Annotated in this window: 26 protein-coding genes; 11 read left to right on the forward strand and 15 right to left on the reverse strand. The window is 50.2% G+C overall.

Translation table 11 applies throughout. From position 1 onward, the window contains the following. Positions 1–148: 148 nt before the first annotated feature. The 4 genes from gluA (at position 149) to ccrud_RS08445 (ending at position 3616) form a co-directional block, all read left to right on the forward strand. Entirely contained in the window at positions 149–877 is a 729-nt protein-coding gene (gluA, locus tag ccrud_RS08430) for a glutamate ABC transporter ATP-binding protein GluA (RefSeq protein WP_169816486.1), read from the forward strand. A 97-nt stretch (positions 878–974) separates the two neighbouring features. Further along, the gene (gluB, locus tag ccrud_RS08435; protein ID WP_066566130.1) at positions 975–1862 is read left to right on the forward strand and encodes a glutamate ABC transporter substrate-binding protein GluB; all 888 of its coding nucleotides are present in this window, start codon (positions 975–977) and stop codon (positions 1860–1862) included. Between the two features lie 120 nt (positions 1863–1982). Further along, a complete protein-coding gene (gluC, locus tag ccrud_RS08440) occupies positions 1983–2669 on the forward strand; it encodes a glutamate ABC transporter permease GluC (RefSeq protein WP_066566133.1) in 687 nt (228 codons plus the stop codon). A 125-nt stretch (positions 2670–2794) separates the two neighbouring features. Next, positions 2795–3616 carry an amino acid ABC transporter permease gene (locus tag ccrud_RS08445; RefSeq protein ID WP_074025616.1) on the forward strand — a complete coding sequence of 274 codons (822 nt, stop codon included), beginning with the start codon at positions 2795–2797 and terminating at the stop codon, positions 3614–3616. Between the two features lie 41 nt (positions 3617–3657). Here the strand turns inward: ccrud_RS08445 and recX are convergent, their stop codons facing one another. The 3 genes from recX to ccrud_RS08460 all read right to left on the reverse strand — a co-directional run bounded on the left by recX (position 3658) and on the right by ccrud_RS08460 (position 5933). Next, complete coding sequence (recX, locus tag ccrud_RS08450; protein WP_066566139.1) at positions 3658–4257, reverse strand: recombination regulator RecX; 600 nt, start codon at positions 4255–4257, stop codon at positions 3658–3660. 85 nt (positions 4258–4342) lie between these two features. Further along, positions 4343–5455 carry a recombinase RecA gene (gene recA, locus ccrud_RS08455; RefSeq protein WP_066566142.1) on the reverse strand — a complete coding sequence of 371 codons (1113 nt, stop codon included), beginning with the start codon at positions 5453–5455 and terminating at the stop codon, positions 4343–4345. A gap of 262 nt (positions 5456–5717) precedes the next feature. After that, positions 5718–5933: a DUF3046 domain-containing protein gene (locus ccrud_RS08460; protein WP_066569755.1), complete on the reverse strand. Its 216-nt coding sequence runs from the start codon at positions 5931–5933 to the stop codon at positions 5718–5720. 120 nt (positions 5934–6053) lie between these two features. Here ccrud_RS08460 and bioY point away from each other — a divergent pair, with 120 nt between their 5' ends. The 3 genes from bioY to ccrud_RS08475 are packed head-to-tail and all read left to right on the forward strand — an operon-like array spanning position 6054 to position 7986. Next, positions 6054–6659, forward strand: coding sequence for a biotin transporter BioY (bioY, locus tag ccrud_RS08465; protein WP_066569756.1), 606 nt, complete (start codon positions 6054–6056; stop codon positions 6657–6659). A gap of 26 nt (positions 6660–6685) precedes the next feature. Continuing rightward, entirely contained in the window at positions 6686–7378 is a 693-nt protein-coding gene (locus ccrud_RS08470) for an energy-coupling factor ABC transporter ATP-binding protein (protein WP_066566144.1), read from the forward strand. Next, positions 7375–7986: an energy-coupling factor transporter transmembrane component T family protein gene (locus ccrud_RS08475; protein ID WP_066566146.1), complete on the forward strand. Its 612-nt coding sequence runs from the start codon at positions 7375–7377 to the stop codon at positions 7984–7986. Before ccrud_RS08470 ends, ccrud_RS08475 begins: the two co-directional genes overlap by 4 nt. 76 nt (positions 7987–8062) lie before the next feature. Here the strand turns inward: ccrud_RS08475 and ccrud_RS08480 are convergent, their stop codons facing one another. From ccrud_RS08480 to pgsA, 4 genes are all read right to left on the reverse strand, one after another. Continuing rightward, positions 8063–8893 carry a PspA/IM30 family protein gene (locus ccrud_RS08480; RefSeq protein ID WP_066566148.1) on the reverse strand — a complete coding sequence of 277 codons (831 nt, stop codon included), beginning with the start codon at positions 8891–8893 and terminating at the stop codon, positions 8063–8065. Positions 8894–9127: 234 nt separating this feature from the next. Then, on the reverse strand, positions 9128–9451 hold the full coding sequence (locus ccrud_RS08485) for a helix-turn-helix domain-containing protein (RefSeq protein WP_066566151.1): 324 nt from the start codon (positions 9449–9451) through the stop codon (positions 9128–9130). Between the two features lie 57 nt (positions 9452–9508). Next, positions 9509–10027 (reverse strand): CinA family protein, encoded by a 519-nt coding sequence (locus ccrud_RS08490; protein WP_066566154.1) that lies wholly within the window; start codon positions 10025–10027, stop codon positions 9509–9511. Between the two features lie 8 nt (positions 10028–10035). After that, positions 10036–10641 carry a CDP-diacylglycerol--glycerol-3-phosphate 3-phosphatidyltransferase gene (gene pgsA, locus ccrud_RS08495; RefSeq protein WP_066566157.1) on the reverse strand — a complete coding sequence of 202 codons (606 nt, stop codon included), beginning with the start codon at positions 10639–10641 and terminating at the stop codon, positions 10036–10038. 163 nt (positions 10642–10804) lie between these two features. On the opposite strand from pgsA, the gene ccrud_RS08500 reads away from it, so the two are divergent. Then, complete coding sequence (locus ccrud_RS08500) at positions 10805–11092, forward strand: YciI family protein (RefSeq protein ID WP_066566160.1); 288 nt, start codon at positions 10805–10807, stop codon at positions 11090–11092. Between the two features lie 104 nt (positions 11093–11196). Here the strand turns inward: ccrud_RS08500 and ccrud_RS08505 are convergent, their stop codons facing one another. Further along, entirely contained in the window at positions 11197–12348 is a 1152-nt protein-coding gene (locus ccrud_RS08505; protein ID WP_066566163.1) for a TerC family protein, read from the reverse strand. 401 nt (positions 12349–12749) lie between these two features. Further along, a complete protein-coding gene (locus ccrud_RS08510) occupies positions 12750–15644 on the reverse strand; it encodes an FtsK/SpoIIIE family DNA translocase (RefSeq protein WP_066566166.1) in 2895 nt (964 codons plus the stop codon). On the opposite strand from ccrud_RS08510, the gene ccrud_RS08515 reads away from it, so the two are divergent. Continuing rightward, on the forward strand, positions 15619–15882 hold the full coding sequence (locus ccrud_RS08515) for a hypothetical protein (protein ID WP_157776018.1): 264 nt from the start codon (positions 15619–15621) through the stop codon (positions 15880–15882). The two genes, ccrud_RS08510 and ccrud_RS08515, sit on opposite strands and share 26 nt — an antisense overlap. On the opposite strand, the gene ccrud_RS08520 is transcribed toward ccrud_RS08515, so the two are convergent. The 4 genes from ccrud_RS08520 to ccrud_RS08535 all read right to left on the reverse strand — a co-directional run bounded on the left by ccrud_RS08520 (position 15863) and on the right by ccrud_RS08535 (position 19821). Then, positions 15863–16498 carry a TIGR03085 family metal-binding protein gene (locus ccrud_RS08520; protein WP_066566174.1) on the reverse strand — a complete coding sequence of 212 codons (636 nt, stop codon included), beginning with the start codon at positions 16496–16498 and terminating at the stop codon, positions 15863–15865. The genes ccrud_RS08515 and ccrud_RS08520 overlap by 20 nt on opposite strands. Before the next feature lie 112 nt (positions 16499–16610). Next, complete coding sequence (locus ccrud_RS08525; RefSeq protein ID WP_066566177.1) at positions 16611–18158, reverse strand: tripartite tricarboxylate transporter permease; 1548 nt, start codon at positions 18156–18158, stop codon at positions 16611–16613. Further along, complete coding sequence (locus ccrud_RS08530; RefSeq protein WP_082868800.1) at positions 18158–18841, reverse strand: tripartite tricarboxylate transporter TctB family protein; 684 nt, start codon at positions 18839–18841, stop codon at positions 18158–18160. The genes ccrud_RS08525 and ccrud_RS08530 overlap by 1 nt, the downstream gene beginning before the upstream one ends. Beyond that, on the reverse strand, positions 18838–19821 hold the full coding sequence (locus ccrud_RS08535) for a Bug family tripartite tricarboxylate transporter substrate binding protein (RefSeq protein ID WP_066566180.1): 984 nt from the start codon (positions 19819–19821) through the stop codon (positions 18838–18840). The genes ccrud_RS08530 and ccrud_RS08535 overlap by 4 nt, the downstream gene beginning before the upstream one ends. A 252-nt stretch (positions 19822–20073) precedes the next feature. Between ccrud_RS08535 and tcuA the strand changes: the two genes are divergently transcribed. After that, the gene (gene tcuA / locus ccrud_RS08540; protein ID WP_099092690.1) at positions 20074–21558 is read left to right on the forward strand and encodes an FAD-dependent tricarballylate dehydrogenase TcuA; all 1485 of its coding nucleotides are present in this window, start codon (positions 20074–20076) and stop codon (positions 21556–21558) included. Positions 21559–21617: 59 nt separating this feature from the next. Beyond that, positions 21618–22277: a GntR family transcriptional regulator gene (locus ccrud_RS08545; RefSeq protein WP_066566192.1), complete on the forward strand. Its 660-nt coding sequence runs from the start codon at positions 21618–21620 to the stop codon at positions 22275–22277. Between the two features lie 149 nt (positions 22278–22426). On the opposite strand, the gene ccrud_RS08550 is transcribed toward ccrud_RS08545, so the two are convergent. Further along, positions 22427–24604, reverse strand: coding sequence for a ribonuclease J (locus ccrud_RS08550; protein ID WP_066566197.1), 2178 nt, complete (start codon positions 24602–24604; stop codon positions 22427–22429). Between the two features lie 2 nt (positions 24605–24606). Further along, entirely contained in the window at positions 24607–25512 is a 906-nt protein-coding gene (gene dapA / locus ccrud_RS08555; RefSeq protein WP_066566201.1) for a 4-hydroxy-tetrahydrodipicolinate synthase, read from the reverse strand. Between the last annotated feature and the right edge of the window lie 70 nt (positions 25513–25582).

The raw sequence follows: 25582 nt of genomic DNA on the forward strand, positions 1-25582 counted from the left end.
ACCCCCAATAAATGCCCCCGTACGAACTGGGAAAACCTCGAAAAATGGCGAAATGTTTGTTTCAATATGGACTCATTCACACAATTTCGAACATTATGACCAGAATCTGCCTTATGCTACTCATATGACGCAGACCACAAATTCCCCGATGATTAAGATGACGGGAGTGCAAAAATTCTTCGGCGACTTTCATGCCCTCACGGATATTGATTTAGAGATCCCTAAAGGCCAAGTCGTTGTCGTCCTTGGGCCATCAGGATCCGGCAAATCAACCCTGTGCCGCACAATCAACCGTCTCGAGACAATCGAGGAAGGCACCATCGAAATTGATGGAAAAGTGCTCCCCGAAGAAGGTAAGGGACTAGCCCATCTCCGCGCAGATGTCGGAATGGTATTCCAGTCCTTCAACCTCTTCCCTCACCTCACCATCAAAGATAACGTCACTCTCGCACCAATCAAGGTTCGAAAGATGAAGAAGTCTGAAGCTGAGAAGCTCGCCATGACTTTGTTGGAACGCGTCGGCATCGCAAACCAAGCTGATAAGTATCCAGCACAGCTTTCCGGCGGACAGCAACAGCGCGTAGCCATCGCGCGTGCGCTTGCGATGAACCCAAAGATCATGCTTTTCGACGAGCCAACCTCCGCACTCGACCCTGAAATGGTCAATGAAGTACTGGATGTCATGGCAAGTCTTGCCAAGGAAGGCATGACCATGGTGTGTGTAACCCACGAAATGGGGTTCGCACGCAAAGCAGCCGATCGCGTGTTATTTATGGCGGACGGTCTCATTGTGGAGGACACAGTGCCTGATTCTTTCTTCACAAATCCTCAATCTGATCGTGCGAAAGACTTCCTCGGCAAGATTCTTGCCCACTAATTCATCGTCACGTTTCTACTGAAGAATCTTCTACCTCTACATCCGCTGTTTTAAAGAACAGCGATAGCACACACTCTTACATATATAAGGAGACAACATGTCTGCAAAGCGTACATTCACTCGCATCGGCGCAATCCTCGGCGCAACCGCCCTCGCAGGTGTCACCCTCACTGCTTGTAGCAGTTCAGGCGGCAGCGACGGCTTCCTCTCAGCTATCGAAAATGGCTCTGTCAACATCGGTACCAAATACGATCAGCCTGGTCTCGGCCTTCGTAATCCTGACAACACCATGAGCGGCCTCGACGTCGACGTGGCAGAATATGTGGTCAACTCAATCGCAGATGACAACGGCTGGGAGCACCCTACACTCGAATGGCGTGAATCCCCTTCTGCACAGCGTGAAACTCTCATCCAAAACGGTGAAGTAGATATGATCGCAGCAACCTATTCCATCAACCCAGGTCGCTCCGAATCTGTGAACTTTGGTGGACCATACCTGATCACCCACCAGGCCCTACTTATCCGCCAGGACGATGAGCGCATCGAGACCCTCGAAGACCTCGACAACGGACTCATTCTTTGCTCCGTCTCCGGTTCCACCCCTGCCCAGAAGGTAAAGGATGTCCTTCCAGGCGTACAGCTCCAGGAATACGACACCTACTCTTCCTGTGTGGAGGCACTCTCCCAGGGCAACGTTGACGCCATGACCACTGATGCCACCATCCTCTTCGGCTACTCCCAGCAGTACGAAGGCGACTTCCGAGTTGTAGAAATGGAAAAGGACGGCGAGGCATTCACCAACGAATACTATGGCATCGGATTGAAGAAGGATGACAAAGAAGGCACCGATGCCATTAATGCAGCTCTTGAGCGCATGTACGCAGACGGAACCTTCCAGCGTCTACTCACCGAGAATCTCGGCGAAGACTCTGTCGTGGTTGAAGAAGGCACCCCAGGTGACCTCTCCTTCCTCGACGCCAGCTAGTTTGACGGCTTTCACAAGCCAGCTGTAACCACATGCGTGGCGCGACACCCCCAAAGCGCCACGCATTACTAGTTTTCAAGTTCATGAACTTTTTCCATCCTTAACAAGGAGCACCACCACATGAGCACATTGTGGGCGGATCTGGGTCCGTCGATATTTTCAGCTTTTTGGGTGACTATCAAACTCACCGTCTACTCAGCCATTGGCGCCATGATTTTGGGTACTATCCTCACCGCAATGAGGGTCTCCCCTGTTAAAATCCTCCGCACCCTGTCCACAGCGTATATCAACACCGTTCGAAACACCCCACTTACTCTTGTCGTATTGTTCTGCTCCTTTGGTCTTTATCAAAACCTCGGTATGACTCTGGCAGGGCGTGAAAGTTCTACCTTCCTCGCGGATAATAACTTCCGCTTGGCTGTCCTCGGATTCATCATGTACACCTCAACATTTGTTGCTGAGTCTTTGCGTTCCGGCATCAACACTGTCCACTTCGGACAGGCAGAAGCCGCACGCTCCTTGGGCCTAGGTTTCGGAGACACCTTCCGTTCCATCATTTTCCCACAGGCCTTGCGCGCAGCGATCGTTCCTTTAGGCAATACGCTTATCGCATTGACCAAAAACACCACCATTGCATCTGTCATCGGTGTCGGCGAAGCATCCTTGCTGATGAAATCCACAATTGAAAATCATGCCAATATGCTGTTCGTGGTATTCGCCATCTTCGCCGTTGGTTTCATGATTCTCACCCTGCCCATGGGCCTTGGACTGGGTAAACTCTCTGAGCGTTTGGCGGTGAAGAAATAATGTCTAATACAGTTCGCGCAACCGTCCTCTACGATGCACCCGGACCAAAGGGACGTCAGCTCAACCTCATCATCACCATCATCACGGTGCTGGTCGGTCTAGCAGTCCTCTTCTGGATTGGCTCCATCTTGTCTGATAATGGTCAATTAGACGCCGCCAAATGGACACCATTCCTCAACTCCCAAACGTGGACAACCTACATCCTGCCGGGTCTATGGGGAACGCTTAAATCAGCTATTTTCTCCGTCATCTTGGCATTAGTCATGGGTGTTGCTTTAGGACTAGGACGAATCTCTGAAATTAGAGTGCTCCGCTGGTTCTGCGCAGTCATCATTGAAACTTTCCGCGCAATTCCAGTGCTGATCCTGATGATTTTCGCGTACCAGCTGTTCGCTCAGTACCACGTCGTGCCATCCAGCCAGCTCGCTTTCGCAGCTGTTGTCTTCGGTTTGACCATGTACAACGGTTCTGTGATTGCAGAGATCCTGCGTTCCGGTATCGCTTCCTTGCCTAAGGGACAGAAGGAAGCTGCCATTGCTTTGGGTATGTCTTCACGCCAAACTACCTGGTCCATTCTGCTGCCACAGGCTGTGGCTTCCATGCTTCCTGCACTGATTTCTCAGATGGTTATTGCACTGAAAGACTCCGCACTTGGCTACCAGATTGGCTACATCGAAGTTGTCCGTTCCGGTATTCAGTCTGCTTCCGTCAACCGCAACTACCTGGCAGCACTCTTCGTTGTCGCACTCATCATGATTCTTCTCAACTTCTCCCTCACCACGTTGGCATCGCGAATTGAGCGCCAACTACGTGCGGGACGAGCTCGAAAGAACATCATTGCCAAGGTCCCTGAGCAGCCAGATCAAGGTCTGGACACCAAGGATAATGTCAATGTGGATTGGCAGGATCCCGATTATAAGGATCTGAAAACTCCTGGAGTGCAGTAGCTCCTAGCTTCCCCCCCCCGGATGAAATGTTCATCCGGGGTTTAGCTTTTTAAGTGCTCGATTCTTTCATCAAGTGCTTCCCTAGCAAATTCCATGGATAATCCAGCCGGGAATCCCCGACGAGCCAAAGCACCCAACACGCGCCGAAGCGCTTTATCGTAATCAGAGCGCTCCTGCGGAATCTTTGTTTCTGACCTGGCTTTCTTAACCGCCACCGCACGAGCTGTTTCCCGCTCATCGTCCGGGTCTAATTGCTCCAGTGCCGCAACACGCGTTTGCCTATCGACGCCTTTCTCCTGCAGTTCGCGGTCTAGCGCACGCGAAGACTTTCCTCTCCGCGCAGCTCGCTGGCGAACCCATTCGCTGGCAAACAATTCATCATCTAAGAGTTTGGCTCTGAGGAGATCCTCAATGACTTCGCTAATGATTTCTTCTTCAAACTCTAAAGCCTTAAGGCGTGTGGTTAATTCACTAACGGAACGGGCTCGTTGGTCCAGCAGCAATAATGCTCGGCGTCGTACGTTGGCTTTCTTTTCTTCCTTTTCATGATCAAAAAAGTCTGATTCTCCACGTGCATGTGCGCGCTCAAAATTATCGAGAATACTTCTTAGTTTCTCGATTTTCTCTGTTTGTGCGTCCATTTTTATAATCCCTTGATTATATAAAAGCGGGGACAAACCACCTGGATATCTCCTTGTGGTTTGTCCCCGCTTTTACAATTAGTGCTTAGTCTTCTGCTTCATCATCGAAATCAACATTTGGCACCAGTTCTACTGGATCATCGGTAAGTTCATCAGATACACCTGCGTACTTACCTACTCCCAGCTTCTTGAAAATCTTGTCTTCGAGTTCATCAGTAAGCTCTGGGCTCTCCTTGAGGAAAAGACGAACCTTCTCTTTACCTTGACCAAGCTGATCGCCCTCATAGGTAAACCAAGAGCCAGACTTCTTCACGATTCCGTTATCTACTGCCAAGTCAATGACCGAGGACTCACGTGAGATGCCTTCGCCATACATAATGTCGAATTCAGCGATCTTGAAAGGTGGGGACACCTTGTTTTTTACTACCTTAAGACGGGTGCGGTTACCAATAGCATCCTGACCATCTTTAAGTGTTTGAATTCGACGAATATCACAGCGAATCGATGCATAGAACTTCAACGCTTTACCACCGGTAGTGGTCTCTGGGGAACCAAACATCACGCCGATCTTCTCACGCAGCTGGTTAATGAAGATTGCAGTGGTTCCAGAGTTGTACAGTGCGCCAGTCATCTTACGAAGCGCCTGGCTCATGAGACGGGCCTGAAGACCAACGTGGCTATCGCCCATTTCGCCTTCAATCTCTGCCTTTGGTGTCAATGCAGCCACTGAGTCGATCACAATTAGAGCAATCGCACCTGAGCGCACAAGCATATCTGCGATCTCTAGAGCCTGTTCACCGGTATCTGGCTGAGAAACCAAAAGCGCATCAGTATCTACGCCAAGCTTGCGTGCATAATCTGGGTCCAAAGCGTGCTCAGCGTCAATGAACGCTGCGATGCCTCCAGCCTTTTGTGCCTGCGCAATAGCATGCAAAGCAACAGTGGTTTTACCTGATGATTCTGGACCATAGATCTCGACGATTCGGCCTCGCGGAAATCCACCAATACCTAGCGCAATATCAATGGCAGTGTTGCCAGATGAAATAGTTTGGATTGGAGCGCGGTTTTCATCGCCCAAACGCATAATTGCGCCTTTACCAAAGTCCTTCTCAATTAATGCCAGTGCTGCATCAAGTGCTTTTTGACGATCATCAGGTTTGACGGCAGTAGCTTTAGACGTTGTCTTTTTTGGAGCCATTATTATTTCCTCTGAGTTTTTATCCGTTGATGTGGGTGGAATATTTCTACGGTTGCACCATTATGTCCGGCTTTAAGTAGAAGCGTGCAAAGGCCTCTACTTAGTTAGACCCGAAAAGTAGGGATTTGGATCCCTGCTTTGTTCTGTTTTTATTTATGCCGGTTACTTTAGACGGATGCTAGGACATGACAAGATTTTAAGCCCAGCATACACGCACAACTGTTCGAAAATCGAATTTTCGCATCAGAACTACTAAGAAATATTAAAATCGGGGGTCATCTTTCCCGAGACGACGTGATTCCGGAATACTAAAATCAATACACAACTGCTCCCACACGTTACGCAGATCAATCCCAGTATCAATTGCAACCTCCGCAGTCACTCCGAGAGCCCCAATGACATGAGAATGTGCAATCCACTCCCCTTTAGCTTCTCCGAATTCATCTTTAACGAGTTGCTGAAACTCCGATAAACGCATGGAAACGATAATACAGCGCAGCAACCAATGATCACCTACCATCCCTCTCCACCCCCAAATGAACACCGTTCAAAAGAGTCATCTTGCATGCTGAACATCGTTCAGGTGTATGATTTCAACATGCAAACAATCCCACCTGAAAAAACCACGATTCGATCCAAGAAGCCGTCTTCACGCAAACAACTTCAAGACATCGCACTGATTGCAGTTTTTGCGGCACTGATTATTGTGCTGGCATTTGTCTCGATTCCCGTCGGCGCAGCTGGCGTGCCCATCGTTTTGCAAAACGCCTCTATCGTTCTTGCCGGATTAATCCTTGGCGGTCGGCGCGGTTTTCTCACTGCATTACTGTTTCTTGTCCTAGGCCTCATCGGACTTCCAGTTTTAGCAGGAGGTCGCACCACATTGGCAGCGCTTGCCGGCCCCACTGCTGGTTACATTGTTGGCTATTTACTTTCCCCACTGGTCGCCGGAGCTATCGCTTATCTTGCACCTAAGAAGCGTGGCACAGGAATGTTCATCGTCTTGGGACTGGCTGGTATCGCGGGTCTGATCACTCAATACGTCTGTGGCAGTATCGGACTGGTCCTTCGTGCAGGTCTAAGCATTAGTGAGGCAGCACTTGCCCAAGGCGCTTTTGTTCTACCCGATCTAGCCAAGATTGCTGTCATGGTTGTTATTGCTGCTGGCGTTCATGCAGCATTCCCCGATATCCGTAAGAAATAAACTACGCCCATATAGAATTGCAGTTCATGCCCGAGATCTTTTTTGAAAACACCGAAGTTCGCTACGACGATGCCCTTATTTTAGAGTCACTGAATTTAACCCTGACAGAACAACGCATCGGCATTATTGGAGCTAACGGCGGTGGAAAATCTACCCTCATTAGAATGATCAATGGTCTCGGCGAACCGACCACAGGGCGCGTGCTCATGGATGGCCTTGATGTGTCCCGTTCTGGTCGGGAAGTCCGTAAGAAGGTGGGGTTTGTTTTCTCTGATGCTGAAAACCAAATCGTGATGCCGACTGTGCGTGAGGATATTGCCTTTTCTTTACGTCGGCATAAAATGCCTCGAGCTGAAAAGGCACAGCGTGTCGAGGAGATGATGGCGCGGTTCAACCTAAGTGCACATGCCGATCAATCCCCACACACCCTCTCTGGTGGACAAAAGCAGCTATTAGCCCTGGCTGCGGTACTCATTTTAGAACCGGAAGTAATCATCGCCGATGAACCCACTACTCTGCTTGACCTGCGAAATAGACTCATGATCAAAGAGGTCTTCCGCAGCCTTAAGCAACAACTCATCGTGGTCAGCCATGACTTAGATTTTCTCAGCGATTTTGAGCGCGTTATTTGCATCGACAACCACCGTATCGCTGCTGATGGGCTACCAGAAGACTCGATTAAGCACTATGTTTCTCTCATGACAGAACCTGCGAAATGAACAGTATCCCTTTAGGTTTTTACGTCGATAAGCACTCCGTTGTTCATGCTTTTCCTGCGCTGTGGAAATTCCCTGCCCTGCTGATTTTTATCATCGGTGGCTCCATCGCAGCCTCTACTCCGATGCATGGTGTAGCCCTAGTGGGCATTGCTGTGGTGTTTTATGGGCTGGCCAAGATTCCATTAAAAGTTGCATGGAATCAATGCTGGCCAGTGCTCCCCATTTTGATTCTGCTGGGCGCTTTTCAATGGTGGCAGCGAGGTTTCGATTTCGCAGCAACCACGGTACTCACCCTATTTTCCGCGGTCATGGCCGCTATGCTCCTCACGCTGACAACTCGGCTTGAAGCTCTGATGGACGCTGTTGAGCAAATGTTGCAACCATTCGCGCGTTTTGGTCTTCCTGTGGAGACCATTACCCTGGCTATTTCACTCACCATTCGGCTTATTCCACTGCAATTAGCCACGGTGAAGGAAGTCCTTGATGCTCGCAAAGCTCGGGGCGCTGGGTTTTCTATTGCTGCATTCGGCACTCCAGTGATCATCAGATCAATTAAGCGGGCGCGCAATATTGGCGATGCGCTTCTAGCTCGTGGCGCCGGAGACTAGCACTGAGAAAATAGATAGCAAAAGCGGGGCAAATACCTTAAAAAGTATCTGCCCCGCTTTTAATTGCTTAAAAGATTTAAGCCTCGCCGCGCAGCTCGCGCATACGCTGTGCCACTGCATCATCAGTGACATTGTTGCCTGCAGCTGGAGCTTCAATGGACTCCTGCTTATTTCCAGCGGTTAGGGAACCACCAGACATCTCGGCACGGATCTGCTCAAGACGGGAATGTCCAGCCATGTGAATGCCCGCCTGCTCAACCTCAGCCATACGGCCTTCAACGGAGTTCTGTGCAAGCTCTGCCTGGCCAAGAGCATTAGCGTAACGACGCTCGATCTTCTCACGAACCTGATCCAAGTTCGGAGTGCTGCCTTCAGTGAGGGAGTTCATGGACTTCAAAGACTCAGAAACCTTCTCCTGCATCTTTGCCTGCTCAAGCTGGCTCAACAGCTTGGTGCGTTCCGCAACCTTCTGCTGCAATGCCATGGAGTTGCGCTCCACAGCTTTCTTCGCCTGATCAGCCTGCTGCAGAGACTGGTCATGGAGCTGCTTGGTGTCTTCGACAGACTGCTCTGCGGTAACAAGCTGCGCTGCGAATGCCTCAGCAGCGTTCTCGTACTCAGTAGCCTTCTTTACATCGCCCTCAGCATGAGCTTTGTCAGCCAGCTGAATTGCCTGGCGAGTGTTGCCCTGAAGCTTCTCAATCTCAGCTAGGCGACGGTTCAGCTGCATCTCAAGCTGGCGCTGGTTACCAATAACTGCAGCTGCCTGCTGAGAGAGCTCCTGGTGCTGACGCTGAGCATCCTCGATGGCCTGCTGGATCTGTACCTTTGGATCTGCGTTCTCCTCAATCTTTGAGTCGAACAACGCCATGAGATACTTCCAACCCTTGGAAAATGGATTAGCCATATTGAAAAGTGAGCCTTCCTAAATATCTGAATCAGGTAATTTCGCTGTATTCACTTATGCGATCATTATCCATGACGCCCTGTACACCGGCACGACTGGGGTTCATACCTTTAAAAGATTTTATAGGTATAGAAATTAGCCAGAACCTCAACGCAGTCCATATTAGCGCCATCAAGCTAACAATGGGCGTCGAAAAGCATTCTTTTCCTGCTTTTCAACAACCACTCATGTCACTCAAACGCGCGCGAAGTCTTCCCGTGCGGCATGCACTGCCATGGATCCTGCTGCTTCAATTAATACATCAGCAACGCTGGCGCCCAAAGCATGGCATACGGAAGCAAGAAGCTCAGAGGAAACCTCTTTGCGTCCACGCTCCAATTCAGAAAGATAACCGGGAGACACACGAGAAGCTTCAGCGAGCTCACGCAGAGTAACGCCCTTATCAGCACGGAAGGAGCGAAGAGCTGCACCAAGAGCTTCGCGGAGAAGTGGTTCAGGAGCCTTCCGTGGGGCGGCTTCTGAAATCGGCTTGTCTAGAAGGGTTGTATAAGTAACCATCGTTAGGTTCAACTCCCTTTCCCTAAAATTTGTTCCCAGTTTACCTAGAAACTTGAGTCAATGTGACTCAATATGATCAATCAGCAGGCGAAAGCTTCGCTGTACAGCAGCTTCTCTAATGTGATGCCGCCCCAATTTAGCCAATATAACCTGTTGTTTACTTTCAAACGCACGATAGGCCTGAATTGTTCCCGAGCCGCCAGCTGCAGACTTTCCTGCCAAACCAATCCAAACCTCCCCCACCGGGTGTCCGTCTTGTTCACTCGGGCCAGCAACGCCAGTTAAGGAAAGCGCCCAATGCGCGTCGCATCGCGACAAAGCACCTGCCGCCATCGCCTCTGCGCATTGTGGGGAAACCACGCCGTGCGCGTCGATAAGCTCTTGGCGTACCCCTGCGAGCTCAACTTTTAATTCGGTGGCATAGGTAATCAAGCCGCCTTTTAAGACAGCTGAAGCGCCTGGAATCTCCGCGATTGTCGCACTCGCCAGACCTGCAGTTAAAGATTCACAAAAAGCCACTGTTTCACCGCGAGCCGCCAAAAGCTCAACAATACGGCCAGCTAAATTTTCCACCATGGGGATAATTATGCTTCTGCAGTTTTACGGGAATCCCACAGATATTGAATACCTGTCACAACTGTGACGATCAAAGCTGCATACATGACAATTTGACTTGGAATATCCATCCAGCTTGGGAATGGGCAGAGGTAAAGCGCAACTGCGACGGTTTGCAAAACAGTTTTGAGCTTTCCGCCACGAGATGCTGGCACAACATTTCCAGCGCGCAGCTGGAAGAAACGCCAAATGGTGATGCCAAATTCGCGCAACACGATCAGCCCTGTTACCCACCATGGCAAAATTCCAATGATGTTGAAACAGACAAACGCTGTGGTCATCAACGCCTTATCAGCAATTGGATCAGCAATTTTTCCAAAGTCTGTGACCAAACCACGCGCCCTGGCGATATCGCCATCAAGCTTGTCTGTAATCATCAACAAAATGAATACAACCAGTGCCCACCAGGCAAAAGCATTGTTTTCTGTTTTGCCTTCAAGAGTTAGCCATGCAAATAATGGGATAACAATGATGCGCAAACTGGTCAAAAAATTCGGCAGGTTCCAGTTGGAAGGCTTGACCGATTGGTTGTCTGAATCGTGCGCGCCATGTGCGCCTGTTGATACATCACTCACGGTGTTCCACCCTACCTGCACACAGATTGAAGACTACGACTAGTAAAGACTTCTATAAATAATCACTTTTAATAGCTATCTCTCACTGAGTTGCACGCTACCAAATAATTAAAGTGAACTAAATTCCGTTTAGTGTACGCCTTGACGCCTAAACTTACCTGTTATGACTTATTTTGCCGTACTTTACACCTACAATCCAGACAACGAAAAGATCGTTGACGCACGCCCCGCGCACCGCGAATTCATTGCAACCCTGCATGGAGAAGGAAAGATTATCGGATCTGGTCCTTTTACCGACGGTAATGGCGGGGCCCTCATCTCCATCCAATTGGCTGAAGGATCCACCGTTGCCGATGCCGAAGCAGTCATGAACAACGATCCATTCTACTCTGAAGGCCTGCTAGATAATCGCGTTATCCACACATGGAATCCGGTCATTAAGAGTTTCTAAGCACCCTTATAAATTGCACATAAAAATATCGTGCCTGCCCAGCTTCCTTATGAGCTGGGCAGGCACGATATTTTCTTAGGCTCTACAAGTTGATACTGCTAGTTTTAGCGATCTTGTTTCGGCTGTGTTGCAGAGTCAATAGACGCAGAGTCATTGACTGCAGAATCACTGGCTGATTCAGCTGCCTGAGCTTCTGTGCCTGCGTTACTCTCCCAATCCTCGCCCTGCTGCTTTGCGGTGTTCCACTGCGGCGGAATGCCACCCTGGTTTTCATCACGCTTGTTCTTAATGATGGATGCAACAACGGTAATAACCAAAACACCGATAATAAAGACCAAGGAAAAGACAGTGGACACTTCTGGGACACTGACGTTATCGCCACCGTTGATGAACGGCAGGTTGTTTTCGTGCAGTGCATGTAGTCCAAGCTTTGCGCCAATGAACAGCAAAATAAGGCCCAGGCCATAAGGCAGGTAAACAAGGCGATCAAGCAGACCATCAAGCAAGAAGTACATCTGGCGTAGACCCAGAAGGGCAAAAGCGTTGGTGGTGAACACGATATAAGGCTCTGAAGTAATGCCATAGATCGCTGGGATAGAGTCCAAAGCGAACATGAGGTCAACCATGCCGATGGAGACCAATGCGACAAACAAAGGAGTCAGATGCAGCTTGCCACCTGCGCGGTGGGTGAGCTTATCTTTATGGTAGCCCTCGGTAACTGGAATAACCTTGCGCAAAGCCTTGATGATGAACATATCGTTCGGGTCAGTCTCTGGGGTATCACGGATCTCGTCCCACAGCAGCTTCACTGCGGTATAAATCAACCAGATGGCGAAGATATAGAAGACATCAGACCAAGCCTCGATGACAGCTGCACCCAAGAGAATGAATGCCAGGCGGAAAACCAGTGCCAGTGCGATACCAATCAGAAGTACCTTTTGCTGGTACTTTCGAGGAATCTTAAATGCACCCATGATGAGAGCGAAGATGAAGAGGTTATCAACGCTCAAGGCCTTTTCGGTGACATAACCGGTGAAGAACTCGATGCCGTGCTGATGTGGATTACCCGGCTCGCTCCAAGCGAACCAGAGGAAAATGCCGAAAGCGCCAGCAAGTGCCACGTAGAAAAAGCTCCACCATGCGGATTCTTTCAGTGTGGGCTCGTGTGGAGTACGTACGTGTGAGAAGAAATCGAATACAAAAAAGCCTGCGATCACCACGAGCGTGATGAGCCATGTGGCTAAGTTTACTTCCATGACAAAAAGAACCTCCGGTTCTTGGTTAGACAATTTAAGAACCGGAGGTCTCCCCCACCCTTGTTTGAAAAACTTCAAAACAAAAACGGGCCAGTGTGACCGGGAAACCACCGATTCAAATCTCGAAAGAGATCTGAATCTGATTTCCGTGTTGACGATCTACGCTGCTTGTGGGGTACTCCCCTCCAATACTCGAAAACTATAACCCAACCAACATGAAATCGCCACCCCGGGCTGAGCAATCGTTGTAGAACTGTGTTCTTGTCAGACCCCACTACAGCCCCACTACAGCCCCCAACGAAATCCTCACTCGGGCAAAAATAGATTTAAACAAAAATAATCGGGCACTTTTCATCATCACATACAACTTGATGACAAAAATGCCCGATTAAAAATTTAAACTAGAAGACCCCTCTGGAGGGATCCGCTTGCACAACATTCGTAGTCTCAGTTTCAGCCTCTGCGCTTTCAGCAGATTCTTCATCCTCCCAAGACTCTTCCTTCGGCGCGTCTGCAGGATCAGCACCCTTGAGCATCCAAATGATTGTCTCTAGCTCTTCTGGCTTGACCAATACTTCTCTAGCCTTGGAGCCTTCTGATGGGCCTACGATGCCTCGGCTTTCCATCAAGTCCATCAGGCGTCCAGCCTTGGCGAAACCAATGCGCAGCTTGCGCTGCAGCATGGAAGTAGAGCCCATCTGTGAGTTCACTACCAGGTCTACTGCCTCAAGAAGATCTTCCAGATCATTACCAATATCTGCATCGACCTTCTTCGCTTCCGCAGCCTTATCTTCAGTCACACCATCGGTGTATTCAGGCTGGCGCTGGGCCTTTGCCATATCCACAACGGCTTGAATTTCCTCATCGGTAACAAAAGCACCCTGAATACGTTGAGGTTTTCCTGCACCCTGAGGAATAAATAGAGCATCGCCCATACCAATGAGCTTCTCTGCTCCGGCTTGGTCCAAGATAACGCGAGAGTCAGTCAAAGATGAGGTTGCGAAGGCAAGACGAGATGGCACGTTGGTTTTAATCAAACCGGTGACAACATCCACGGATGGTCGCTGTGTTGCCAACACCAGGTGGATACCGGCCGCACGAGCCTTCTGGGTGATGCGCACGATTGATTCTTCAATTTCTTTCGGCGCAGTCATCATCAAGTCAGCCAGCTCGTCTACAACACACACGATGTAGGGATACGCACGGTACTCACGCTTTGAGCCCAATGGGGTTTCAATTTCACCGGATTTAATCTTGCGGTTGAAATCCTTGATGTGGCGCACACGGGTCTGCTTCATATCCATGTAGCGTTGCTCCATCTCCTCCACTAGCCACTGCAGTGCTGCCGCGGCTTTTTTGGGCTGAGTAATGATTGGAGTGATCAGATGCGGAATACCTTCATAAGGGGTCAGTTCCACCATCTTTGGATCAACCAGAATCAGGCGTACTTCTTCTGGTCTTGCGCGCGTGAGAATAGACACCAGCAATGAGTTCACGAATGCTGATTTACCAGAGCCGGTGGAACCTGCCACCAAAAGGTGTGGCATTTTCTGCACGGAATAGGATACAAAGTCACCTTCAATGTCCTTGCCCAGACCAACCAACATGGAGTCTTTATTTTCCACGGTGGAAGGCGCATTCAGGACGTCACCCAGACGAACCATTTCGCGATCTGAGTTAGGTACCTCAATTCCCACTGCTGATTTGCCTGGAATTGGGGTCAGCAAGCGAACATTTTCTGTGGCCACCGCGTAGGCAATATTGGATTGCAAATTGGTGATCTTCGAAACTTTAACGCCAGGTCCCAGCTCAATCTCATACCTGGTTACTGTCGGTCCACGCGAGAAACCGGTCACTGCCGCATCGATATTGAATTCACTGAACACATCAGTAATGGCTTCAATCATGCGATCGTTAGTTTCTGAGTGCAGCTTCGCTGGCTCACCTGGGATCAACAGATCAGCGCTCGGCAACACATATGAGCTGTCGCCGTCGCTCACGATTTCAACAGGCGAAGCAGCTGGAGCGGTAACTACCGGTGCCGCTGCTGGTTTCATAACAGGAGCAGCCGGCTTCTTTTGCACAACTGGATCCTTACCCGAACGCGCAATAATTGCCTGACGCATGCTCTCGCGTGACGCCGCCACAGCGTCCGTCGCCGCAGCCGACTCCAAATCCGCTTCAGTAACCGCTGGGAATTCATCGGTTTCAGTCACGCTAGGGTTTTTCAAGCTGCTTATCGACGCCTCCCTCTGCGCTACTTGCGGTTCAGGAAAGGCTTGAGGAGTTGCCTCCTCAACTGGATATTTATCCAGCGACGCCGCTGGGCGGCGTGTTGGTACCGGCGTAGGTGGCGGAGTTACCGATGGCGGTGGCGTACGACGAGGTGGCGTCCTCGGCAAAGACCTGCTTGGAGTTCGACTTGGCGCTCGACCACTGGCGCGAGATTCCAACTCGCGTTCCACATGTCCATAAAGATCATCGTCTTCTTCATCGAAAGCATCTTCATCGCGGTTAAAACCTGCGAAGCCGAAAAATCCTCCAACAAATTCTATGAATTCGCGAATAGAAATACCCGTTGTTTTCAGGGCTCCCCAAAACAGCAATAGCAGGAGAATTGGCACTGCTAGATAAACAGAAAAACCTATTTCCAGCGGGGTGCCAATCCAGGCGCCAATGGCGCCTCCGGCAGTCATTCGACCCTCCCACTCAGCAGGATTTCCTGCAAAGAGGTGGATCAATGCCAACATGCATACGATGATCACGCCAATACCAAAACTAACGCGACCTTGAGCGTGATACTCCGGGGTGTAGCGAAGCATAAGTGCAATTGCCGCACCGATAAGACCGACTGGCAAGATCCATGCTCCGGCACCCACTGCAAGGTGAACAATATCTGCAATAAACGTGCCGATTGGCCCACCGATTCCGAGCCATACTGCAGCACCCAGAACAATCGCAACTCCAATGAGGCTTAATGCAAAACCATCGGCATGTTCCTCTATATAAGCAGAAGGTCGACCACCTGAGGACTCGTCGAAATCATCATCGAGTTCCAATTCCGGCTCAACAGCCTTGCTCCGCGATTTCCGTGCGGCGGGTTTCGTTGTGCTCTCCTCCTCAAAATCATCGTCAAAATCATCATCACGGCGACGACCTATCTCACCGATAGAACGGGTCATCTTACCCAATCCATTCGCGGTAGCCCCAAAAAGGGATCCGATCCCCGAACCAACAGCACGAAACGCACTGCCAGTCCTTTCTTCGGATGTGTCAGCAGCACGACGTGCCGTCATCGAGGATGAAAACGCAGCAGTTTCAGCACCGTTGCTCCGCGATGAGCTGGTCGTTGGTTTACTCCGCCTGGTAGTCGCAGTGGTTTTTGGCCCTGTTGACTTTCCTGATCCTCGTGAGCTTCCCCGCTTGGGTGCGCCGTTTCTGACAGTCATGCTCCTAACTCTAGTCGCTCAAACCACTCTGATCCCAGAAGCACCACGCAGTTCGTTCAAATTTTCTAAAAACCGCCTCGAGTAATGCCCTCCTGATTACCATCAAATGTAAGTTTCACGATGTCTCGACCAGATACCCACAATAAGAGCTCCCCTACCTCGCCGCTTACCCGACAGACATCTGCCCCCTCAGCGGTAACTCCCCTACCCTCATGCAAGACGATGCGCGGTAATCCTGTTGGCCACAGCACAACCGGCCGAGGTGACTTAACCAACCGTGGGGCTAAAAGCTTTAAAATCCGAAGTAATTGTTTTTTATGCTCAGGCAATAATGGACGCACGTCCACATCCGCGCTCGATTCCGCTGCTCCCCGCAATACATCTTCATGATGGATGTAATGCTCCATACCATTACCAATGGAATCAAGGGCACACCATGGATTCATCCCTTTTGGTCCCGCTGCCCACTCTTCTACAACCTCTTCAAAAGAACGCTGTGCAGTCTTTGCAGTCAGATCATCTGAAGCATTGCCACCAAAGGGAAGCTGAGCCTTCAAATTAGATAATGGATGTTGCTCACGCACATACAGATGCACTGCAAGATCTCTGGTGGTCCACTCACCACAAAGGGTCGGCGCATCGGGCCCCTTCAATAAAAGGGCATCTTTGAGCGCAATTCTTTCCACATCCGAAAGCTTCATGACTACGAGCCTAGACACTTTTCTCATCTCAGGTTGAACTGTTCAGTCAGTACCCACTACGCAAAAGAGGCGTTAAGGAAAATACTCCTTAACGCCTCTTAGTCTCATCGTTTTATGCAGTGGCGAGTTCTTCCTCCACTTTCTGCGTCTCTTCCTTCTTGTTTAAGTAGCGGTGACGCAGGTGCTGGTAGGCACTGATCGCAAGTCCAAGTGCCAGGAATCCGTAAATTCCCCATGTAATTGGCGAAGCAACCAGGATGGAAAGATCACCTTCAGAAACTGCTAGCGCACGGCGCAATTCAGTCTCTGCCATTGGTCCCAGAACTACTGCAATAAGCACTGGGGCAATAGGGATATTAAAGCGGCGCATCATCAGTCCAAGAAGTCCCAAGCCGGTCAGAATCCAGAGGTCAGATACTGATGATCCCACCGAGTACACACCCAGTACGGACAATACTGTGATGCCTGCGTAGAGGTAAGGGCGAGGAATATTCAGAAGCTTGGCCCACAGCGGTGCGAAAGACCAGTTAAGGATCAAGAGAATAATAAGGCCCAAGAAGAGAGAAGCCAGCAATGCCCAAACAAGATCTCCAGACCTTTCAAAGAGCAAAGGTCCTGGCTGCATTCCGTACTGTTGGAAAGCTGCAAGCATAATTGCCGCAGTTGCTGAAGTCGGAAGTCCCAACGCGAGGAGCGCACCCATGGCAGTTCCGGCGGTGGCATTACCTGCAGCTTCAGGAGCTGCAAGTCCCTTGATTGATCCCGTTGTGCCAAAGTCTGTATCACCAGCACGCTTCGCTAGTTGTTTTTCGGTACCGTACGCCAAAAATGTTGGAACTTCAGAACCACCAGCAGGGATAAGACCAAATGGTGCACCGAATGCGGTTCCACGAAGCCATGCAGGCAAAGCTCTTCGGAAATCAGCCTTGGACAAACGAGCCATACCCTTTGGCTGAATCAAGGTTGGCATTTCCTCACGATGAATTCGAGATGCGACTCGAAGAACTTCACCAAGCGCAAGCAATCCCACAGTAATCACGATGATGGAAATACCATCAAAGAAGTCCGGATTTCCGAACGTGAATCTAGCGGTTCCAGACGGACCATCAATACCAACCATGACAAGCGCCAAACCAATGCCCAGGGCCGCAAGACCACGGAAGACGGATTCAGCAACCACAGCCGAGATAGCCAAGAACGCACCAACCGCCAAAGCAAAGTACTCAGCAGGACCAAATACTGTCGCAAGTTTCACCAGTGTTGGAGCGAAAAATACCACCAGTGATGTTGCGATCAATCCACCAATAAAAGCACCCAGCGCTGCAGTTGCAAGAGCTTTAGCAGCCTGGCCACTTCGCGCCATGCGGTGACCTTCAAATGTAGATGCAATAGCTGAGGAATTACCTGGCGTATTTAGCAAAATACCGGCAGTGGAGTCTCCGAAGAGTCCACCAAAATAGACTCCGGCGAACATGATGAATGCGCCAGTTGGATCAAGCGCAAAGGTAATAGGCAACAAGAGAGCAACAGCCATGGCCGAACCGAGGCCAGGAAGAACACCCACTGCGGTTCCAAGAATTGCTCCGATAAGAAGCCAGAGCAGGTTCATTGGGGTTAAGGCATTAGCAAAACCGTCAAAAAGTAGCGAGAGTTGATCCATTAGAGCAGTCCTTCCAAGAAGCCGGGAGGGAGTGGCAATCCCAGTCCTTCGTTAAATGCCAATTGAATGATTGATGCAAAAAGTAGAGCTACACCGAGGTCAAAAAATGTGCGCTTAGATCCCAATGCTCGAACGACCATCCAGAACAGAAATGTCGCTGAAAGTATCCACCCAACAGGCTTGAGAGCAACGATGAATACGACCAAACCAACAACAACTAAACCAACAGTTTTCCAGTCGGAGTAGGTTGTCCACTGCTCGGAATAGCGACTGTACCGGCGTCGAACTCTTTCTCGGTCGACCATGCCGATATCAGAAAGCAAATCTTTGGAGAAGTTACCGCGCCCTGGATGTGGCTCTCCATCAGGAAGCTGAGGGTGTGTCAATACTGAATACAGAATTGCTGCTGCCGCCATATAAAGGAGTACTGCGATAAGGATGGGGAAAAATTGAGGGCCAGGTGTCTGAGATCCCAGCACCGTCATGGTTAATCCGCCATAAAGCATCACCGTGGCGAAGATAACGATAACTGCAACAAATCCCAGTTCTCCTCGGCCGGCGAGCCAGCCCCAACGAGATTTAGTTCCAAGTGATTCATCTTCGTGATGAACCAAATCCTCTGGCGAATCAAGTTCTTCTAACTTGGCGCCGTGCGCAGGATCAAGAGGCTGATTTACGGTCATAGTCCCAACTCCTTAACAATTTGTTGTGCGGTGGCGACTTCTTCTTCAATAAACAATTCGAAATCTTCGCCTACTTGGTAGGTATCCACCCAGCTATTTCTTTTCACAGCTTCTTGCCACTCTGGTTGGTCTTTCAGCTCAGAAATAATGCTCAAAAGTTCTTGTTTTGCTTCTTCACTGATCCCCGGAGGGGCAACGAATCCTCGCCAGTTCGACATAGAGACATCTACGCCTTGTTCCATAAAGGTTGGGACACTGTCGCCTTCGAGGCGTTCTTCTGAAGAAATTGCCAGCGCACGAAGTGTTCCCGCTTCGATTTGATCCTTGACTTCGTTATATCCAGAGATGCCAGCTGCCGTGGTGTGTGCAAGAAGTGAGTTGAGGGCTTCGCCGCCTCCAGAATATGCAATGTAGTTAACGGCAGCCGGGTCCATTCCACGAGCTTGTGCCAAAAGCCCACTGAGCAAATGGTCGATGGATCCCAATGAGCCACCACTAATAGAGTTCTCACCTGGATTTTCTTCCCAAGCGACAAGGAAGTCTTCCAAGGTCTGGAACGGTGAATCAGCAGGCACTACCAGTACTGAATAATCATCTGCCAAACGGGCAATAGGCGTGACATCTGCAAATGATTCTTCATTATCTGCTAATTCAATGGCACCGACCATGACGCCGCCTGTAGTCAAAAGCATATCTTCGCGACCCGCCTCTTGAACAAACTGACTAAGCCCAATCGTTCCACCGGCGCCCGGGATATTGACTACCTGGGGGTTACTGACGATTCCCTGGTTACGCATTACAGCTTGCGCTTCCCTGGAAAAACCATCCCATCCGCCACCAGGAGCAGCTGGAGCCACAATTGTCAGTTTGCTTCGAGCTGTACTCACGCCACCACTCGAAGCGGCGCTCATCAGTGCAAAAGCTGCGACCACAGCTACAAGCACTGCAAAAATTCCCAATCTGAGTTGTGAAGATTTCATGAACCACTCCTTAAGTAGTCACTCATATCAAGTTCCCCTCTCGAACACTCTTGAACGTTTGTATACATTTGTACACCATGACTCAAATCACAACAACCCCTAATTTTGAAAGAAATAACAAAGTTTTCACCGTTTCTTGTTTTTATTATCAGTAATTAATGGAATTTTTATTAAACAAAGCGCTTGACAAAACATTATGAATACAGTTGTATACAAAGTGTTGGAACTTTAACCCACCTCGAAAGGATGATCATGAACCAAGCTAATGCTCATGATTCACACTCTGCTGACGTTGTTGTAGTTGGCGGAGGAAACGCCGGATTCACCGCAGCCCTTGCTGCAGCTACACGCGGACGAAAAGTAATCCTCCTTGAAAGAGGCCTCGAAGAGATGGCCGGCGGAAACAGCTTCTACACCGCTGGAGCCACCCGCATTCCACACGATGGACTTGAGGATCTCCAGGATTTCATCGAATACGATGAGCGCCATGCAAACACCGTCGTTCCTCCATACTCCGCGGAAGAATACACTGCAGACCTAGTAAAGGTGACTGAAGGAAAAAATGATCCAGCCCTCACCGAGGTTTTGGTTAAGGAAGCAGCCCCTACCCTGCGCTGGCTCAAAAACTTAGGCTTGAAGTACCGCCTCATGTACGAACGTCAGGCATATGAGCGTCCCGATGGCTCTTTCCTCTTCTGGGGTGGACTGCATGTAGGAAATGTAGGCGGCGGAGAAGGACTCATTGCTGACCACACACGCGTCGCCTTGGAAAACGGCATCGATATTCGTTATGGGCACCGTGCAGCAGAACTTATTACCGAAGAAGGCCGCGTAGTTGGTGTCCGAGGTACAAACACCGATGGAGACTTTGAGCTTCGTGCAGAATCAGTAATCATGACTGCCGGCGGATACGAATCCAACCCTCAGTGGCGCGAAGAGCACCTCGGAGCAGGTTGGGAAAACGCAAAGGTTCGTGGCACTCCATACAACCAGGGCGACATGATCAAGGCAGCTCTTGAAATCGGTGCAGCCAAGGGCGGAGATTTCTCCACATGCCACTCCGTACAGTGGGATGCATTCACACCAAATAATGAATCCAACCGAGAGCTCACCAACCGACTCACTCGCCAGAGCTACTTCCTCGGAGCAATCGTCAACAAGAATGGTGAACGCTTCTTGGATGAAGGCGCCGACTTCAGAAACTACACCTACGCAAAATACGGCAAGGAAATCCTCAAGCAGCCGGATTCCATCGCGTACCAGATTTTCGATGCCACATTACGCCCAATGCTACGCACCGAAGAATACGATATGCCTGGGATTTCAGTCCAGCAAGCAGATACCATCGAAGAGCTTGCTGAAAAGATCAACATTGATCCACAGGCTTTAGCTTCGACCATCTCGGATTACAACACCAAGGTTGACCGCTCAGTTGATTTTGATCCAACCGTCAAGGACGGCAAGTCATCTTCTACTACCCCCGTAAAATCCAACTGGGCTTCCCCACTAGAAAACGGGCCATTTTACGCATACGCCGTGACTTGTGGCATTACCTTCACCTTTGGCGGAGTCAAAACCGATACTGAAGGTCGCGTACTAGATGCGGACGGCAAGCACATTGAAGGACTCTACGCAGCGGGTGAAATGCTCGGTGGACTCTTCAGCACCAACTACCCAGGTGGTTCCGGACTTGCAGCAGGTTGTGTCTTTGGTCGACGCGCCGGGGCAATTGCTTAATCCACATAACGCTAAGATGAATTAATGCTGAAGAACTCTCTTGTTAGGAGGTACCCGTAATGGCTGAATCGCGAAAAATCGACGTAGATTCCATTTATGAGGAGCTACGAAGTGAAATCCTTGCGGGTACACACCCAGCCGGTACGCCATTCAAAGAGATCCCTCTTTCCTTGCGTTTTGACATCTCACGTACTCCCATGCGCCAAGTGCTCTCTCGCTTGGAACAAGAGCGCTTGTTAGTTCGTGAAGACCGCGGACTCAAAGTACCTGCAGCTAATCCTGAAAGTGTCGTGCAAGTATATGATCTGCGCATTCAACTAGAAGGAACCGCTGCACGCGAAGCAGCCCGCTCGCATTCCTTATCTAACCTTTTAGAACTGGAATCACTTCTAGCAAGAGACCGTTCCCTGGTAAGCCCCAGTAACGCTGAAATGATTGCTACCAATTTGGAGTTCCATGCAGCAATTTGGAAAGCAACTCAGAATTCAGTGTTGGTGGATATCTTAGAGCGCCTCACTACCCACCTTATTCAGACGCCAAGGCCTACCCTTGCTGTATCAAATAGGTGGAAAGAGTCCCTTGATGAGCACGAGGCTCTGATCCGAGCGATTGAAAACCGGGATGAGGAACTTGCCTGCACATTGGCAGAAGATCATATGAAAATTGCCAAGTCTATACGCCTCAAACTTTTTAGGGAAAAAGCCCAGCAGCTCTTCTAACACTCCCGCTTATTTAAAACACCCCAGGACTGAATGGAACTGGGGTGTTTTCTCTACCCATCCAATGAACCGTGTTTTACACGACAAGGGCCCACCCTTCACAAGAAGAGTGGGCCCTTGGTGGGTCTTTTCGTCGAAAAGCGTAATGCTTAGAGAGACTCGCGTGAAGCGCGTACCTCATCGTCGCCGATGTGTGTGGTCTCTGCAGTCATTGGAATGACAGTCGGCATGATGACCGGCTTACGCTTCCACTTCTGCTCAACGAAACGAGTCAGCTTGCGGCGAAGGTGCTGAACCATGCGGTATGGATCATTTTCGCCTTCTGCTGCTAAGTCATTCATAGTGGTCTCAGCCAGCTCGGTGACCTCGCGCATCATGGACTTCGCATCTTCAGAGAAGCCACTGGTCTGAACGGTTGGACGCTCCAAGAGACGGCCGGTGCGGTTATCGATAACAGAAGTAATCGAGATCAATCCGCCCTCACCGAGTGAGGTACGGTCTGCCAAGATATCTGCATCGATATCGCCCATAGTGACACCGTCAACGTAGAGGTTACCGACTGGAATCTGGCCAACAACCTGTGCGCGACCATTAACCAAATCAACAACAACACCGTTTTGTGCAAGCACAACGTTCTCGCGGTTGACACCAGTAGAGATAGCCAATTCCTTGTTGGCACGCAAGTGACGCCATTCACCGTGAACTGGCATAACGTTCTTTGGACGAGCAGCGTTGTACAAGAACAACAACTCTCCGGAATAACCGTGACCGGAGGTGTGCACCTTGGCATCGCGACCGGTGATCACAGTCGCACCAATCTGAGCCAACATGTTGATCACACCAAACACAGCTTCTTCGTTACCTGGAACCAGGGAGGAAGAAAGGATGATCAGATCGCCATCACGGACAGTGATCTGACGGTGCTCACGGCGTGCCATACGAGACAGCGCAGCCATTGGCTCGCCCTGGGTACCAGTGGTAATCAGCATGACCTTGTGCGGCGCCAAACGGGATGCATCATCCATAGAGATGATGGTTCCGCGAGGTGCCTTCAGGTAGCCAAGCTTTTCCGCAATTTCCATGTTACGAATCATGGAACGACCGTTGAAGGCAACCTTACGGTTGGATGCAACAGCTGCGTCAACAGCAGCCTGCACACGGTAAACGTTGGATGCGAAAGAAGCGAGAATAACGCGCTGCTTTGCATCTCCAACGATGCGTTTCAGGGTTGGAACAACCTCTGCTTCAGATCCAGAAACACCTGGGGTGGTGGCGTTTGTGGAATCAATCAGCATCAGGTCGACGCCTTCATCGCCAAAGCGAGAAAGTGCAGGCAGGTCAGTTGGACGTCCATCAGGAGGAGTCTGATCCAACTTGATGTCACCTGTGTGGATAACCAAACCAGCTGGGGTCTTGATAGCAAGGCCCAAGCAATCTGGGATGGAGTGGTTAACCGCCCAGAAACGAATGTTGAATGGTCCGCGATCCTCATTGGACTGCTCGTTAACCTCAATGAGCTTTGGACGCTGGCGGTGTTCTTTACACTTTGCAGCAATCAAAGCCAAGGTGAAGCGAGAAGCCAAAATTGGGAGATCGCTACGGAGCTTCAGCAGCCATGGGATAGCACCAATGTGGTCTTCGTGTCCGTGGGTGATCACCAAAGCATCAACACGGTGCAGGTGATCCTCAATTGGACCGAAGTCTGGAAGAATCAGGTCAACGCCTGGTTCTCCAGAGGATGGGAACAGTACGCCACAGTCAACGATGAGCAGACGGTTGTTGTATTCGAATACGGTCATGTTACGGCCGATTTCAGAGATACCACCGAGTGCGTAAATACGCAGACCGTTTGCCGGAGCCTTTGGTGGCTCTGGCAGACGCTGAGTCAGGTCAGCGCCCTGCATGGACTTCACAACATTGCGACGTCCGCCACCACGATTACCGCGGTTGCCACCTTGACGGTTTTGGTTTCCGCCATTGTTGTTAGATCCACTGTTGTTATTGGAGCCCTCGTTGGAGTTTCCAGCTCCACGACGTCCACGTCCACCACGGCGGTTGTTGGAAGAACGGTTGCGGTTGTTGTTGCCACCGTTACCGCTATTTCCGCCACCGTTTCCGTTATCGGACTGGGAGTCTCCAGACTCTTTAGCCGGAGCAGCCTGGGAAGAATCCCGATTGTCGGTTCCGGCACTCTCAGCTTTTACAGTGCTCTGGTTGGAAGCATGTGGTGCCTGAAAAACAGGGGTATCCACATGGTTTTCCTGACCAGCCTCTGGTGGGCCCGCCTTGCGGGTAACCTTCCGGCCGCGATTTCGGGAATCATTCATATTTATAGAACTCCAGCTTTTTTCATGTCTTCTTGGAGAACCTCAAGTTCTTGCTCATTCGGAGCAATAATTGGAAGTCGAGGATCTCCTACGTTGATGCCCTGCAGACGCAGAGCAGCTTTTGCCATGCTGACTCCACCCAAGCGACCTTGAGCAGCTACCAGCGATGATAGTTTGGCGTTGATTTCCCGCGCACGGACGAGGTCGCCTTCCTCGAAGCTTGTGTACAACTCACGTAATGCTGTGGGAGCTGCATGTCCAATTACGGAAATGAAGCCTGATCCGCCCAAAGCAAGCCAAACAAGGTTTAGTGGGTCATCGCCTGAATACCAGGCAAGTCCCGTTTCATTGATCAATGACGTGGCTGCAACGAGGTCACCCTTGGCGTCCTTGACCGCCAAAATGCTAGGGATTTCACTCAGGCGTCTAATGGTATCAGACTCAATTGGGATACCTGATCGTCCAGGAATGTCATAAAGACAAATAGGAACCTCAGTTGCTTCGGCAATTGCGCCGAAGTGCGCCAGCAATCCTTCTTGACTCGGCTTCGAGTAATAAGGAGTGACAACTAAAAGGCCGTCTGCACCAGCTGAGGCAGCAGCCTCAGACAGTTCAATAGAGGTACGTGTGTTGTTGGTTCCGACACCGGCGATGAGCTTCGCACGATCTCCAACTTCTTCACGAACGGCCTTGAGCAGTTCTAGTTTTTCAGCAGCGGTTGTTGTTGGTGATTCACCAGTGGTACCCGCAAGAACCAAAGAATCCAGACCTTTATCAACCAAGTGCGCCGCAAGCTCACGACCCGCAGCGATATCAATGTCTCCGGATTCCGTAAATGGTGTAACCATCGCTACACCAACGGTGCCGAAGTGCTCTACTCCGGTCTTTGCTGTTAAACCTGTGCTCATAGAGTCCAAGGTTACCTTCTTCCCTCATTTGGGGGTTAAACTACCCCACAAAAAACGTAACTACTTTCGC

The organism is Corynebacterium crudilactis (genome assembly GCF_001643015.1).
Taxonomy (GTDB): domain Bacteria; phylum Actinomycetota; class Actinomycetes; order Mycobacteriales; family Mycobacteriaceae; genus Corynebacterium; species Corynebacterium crudilactis.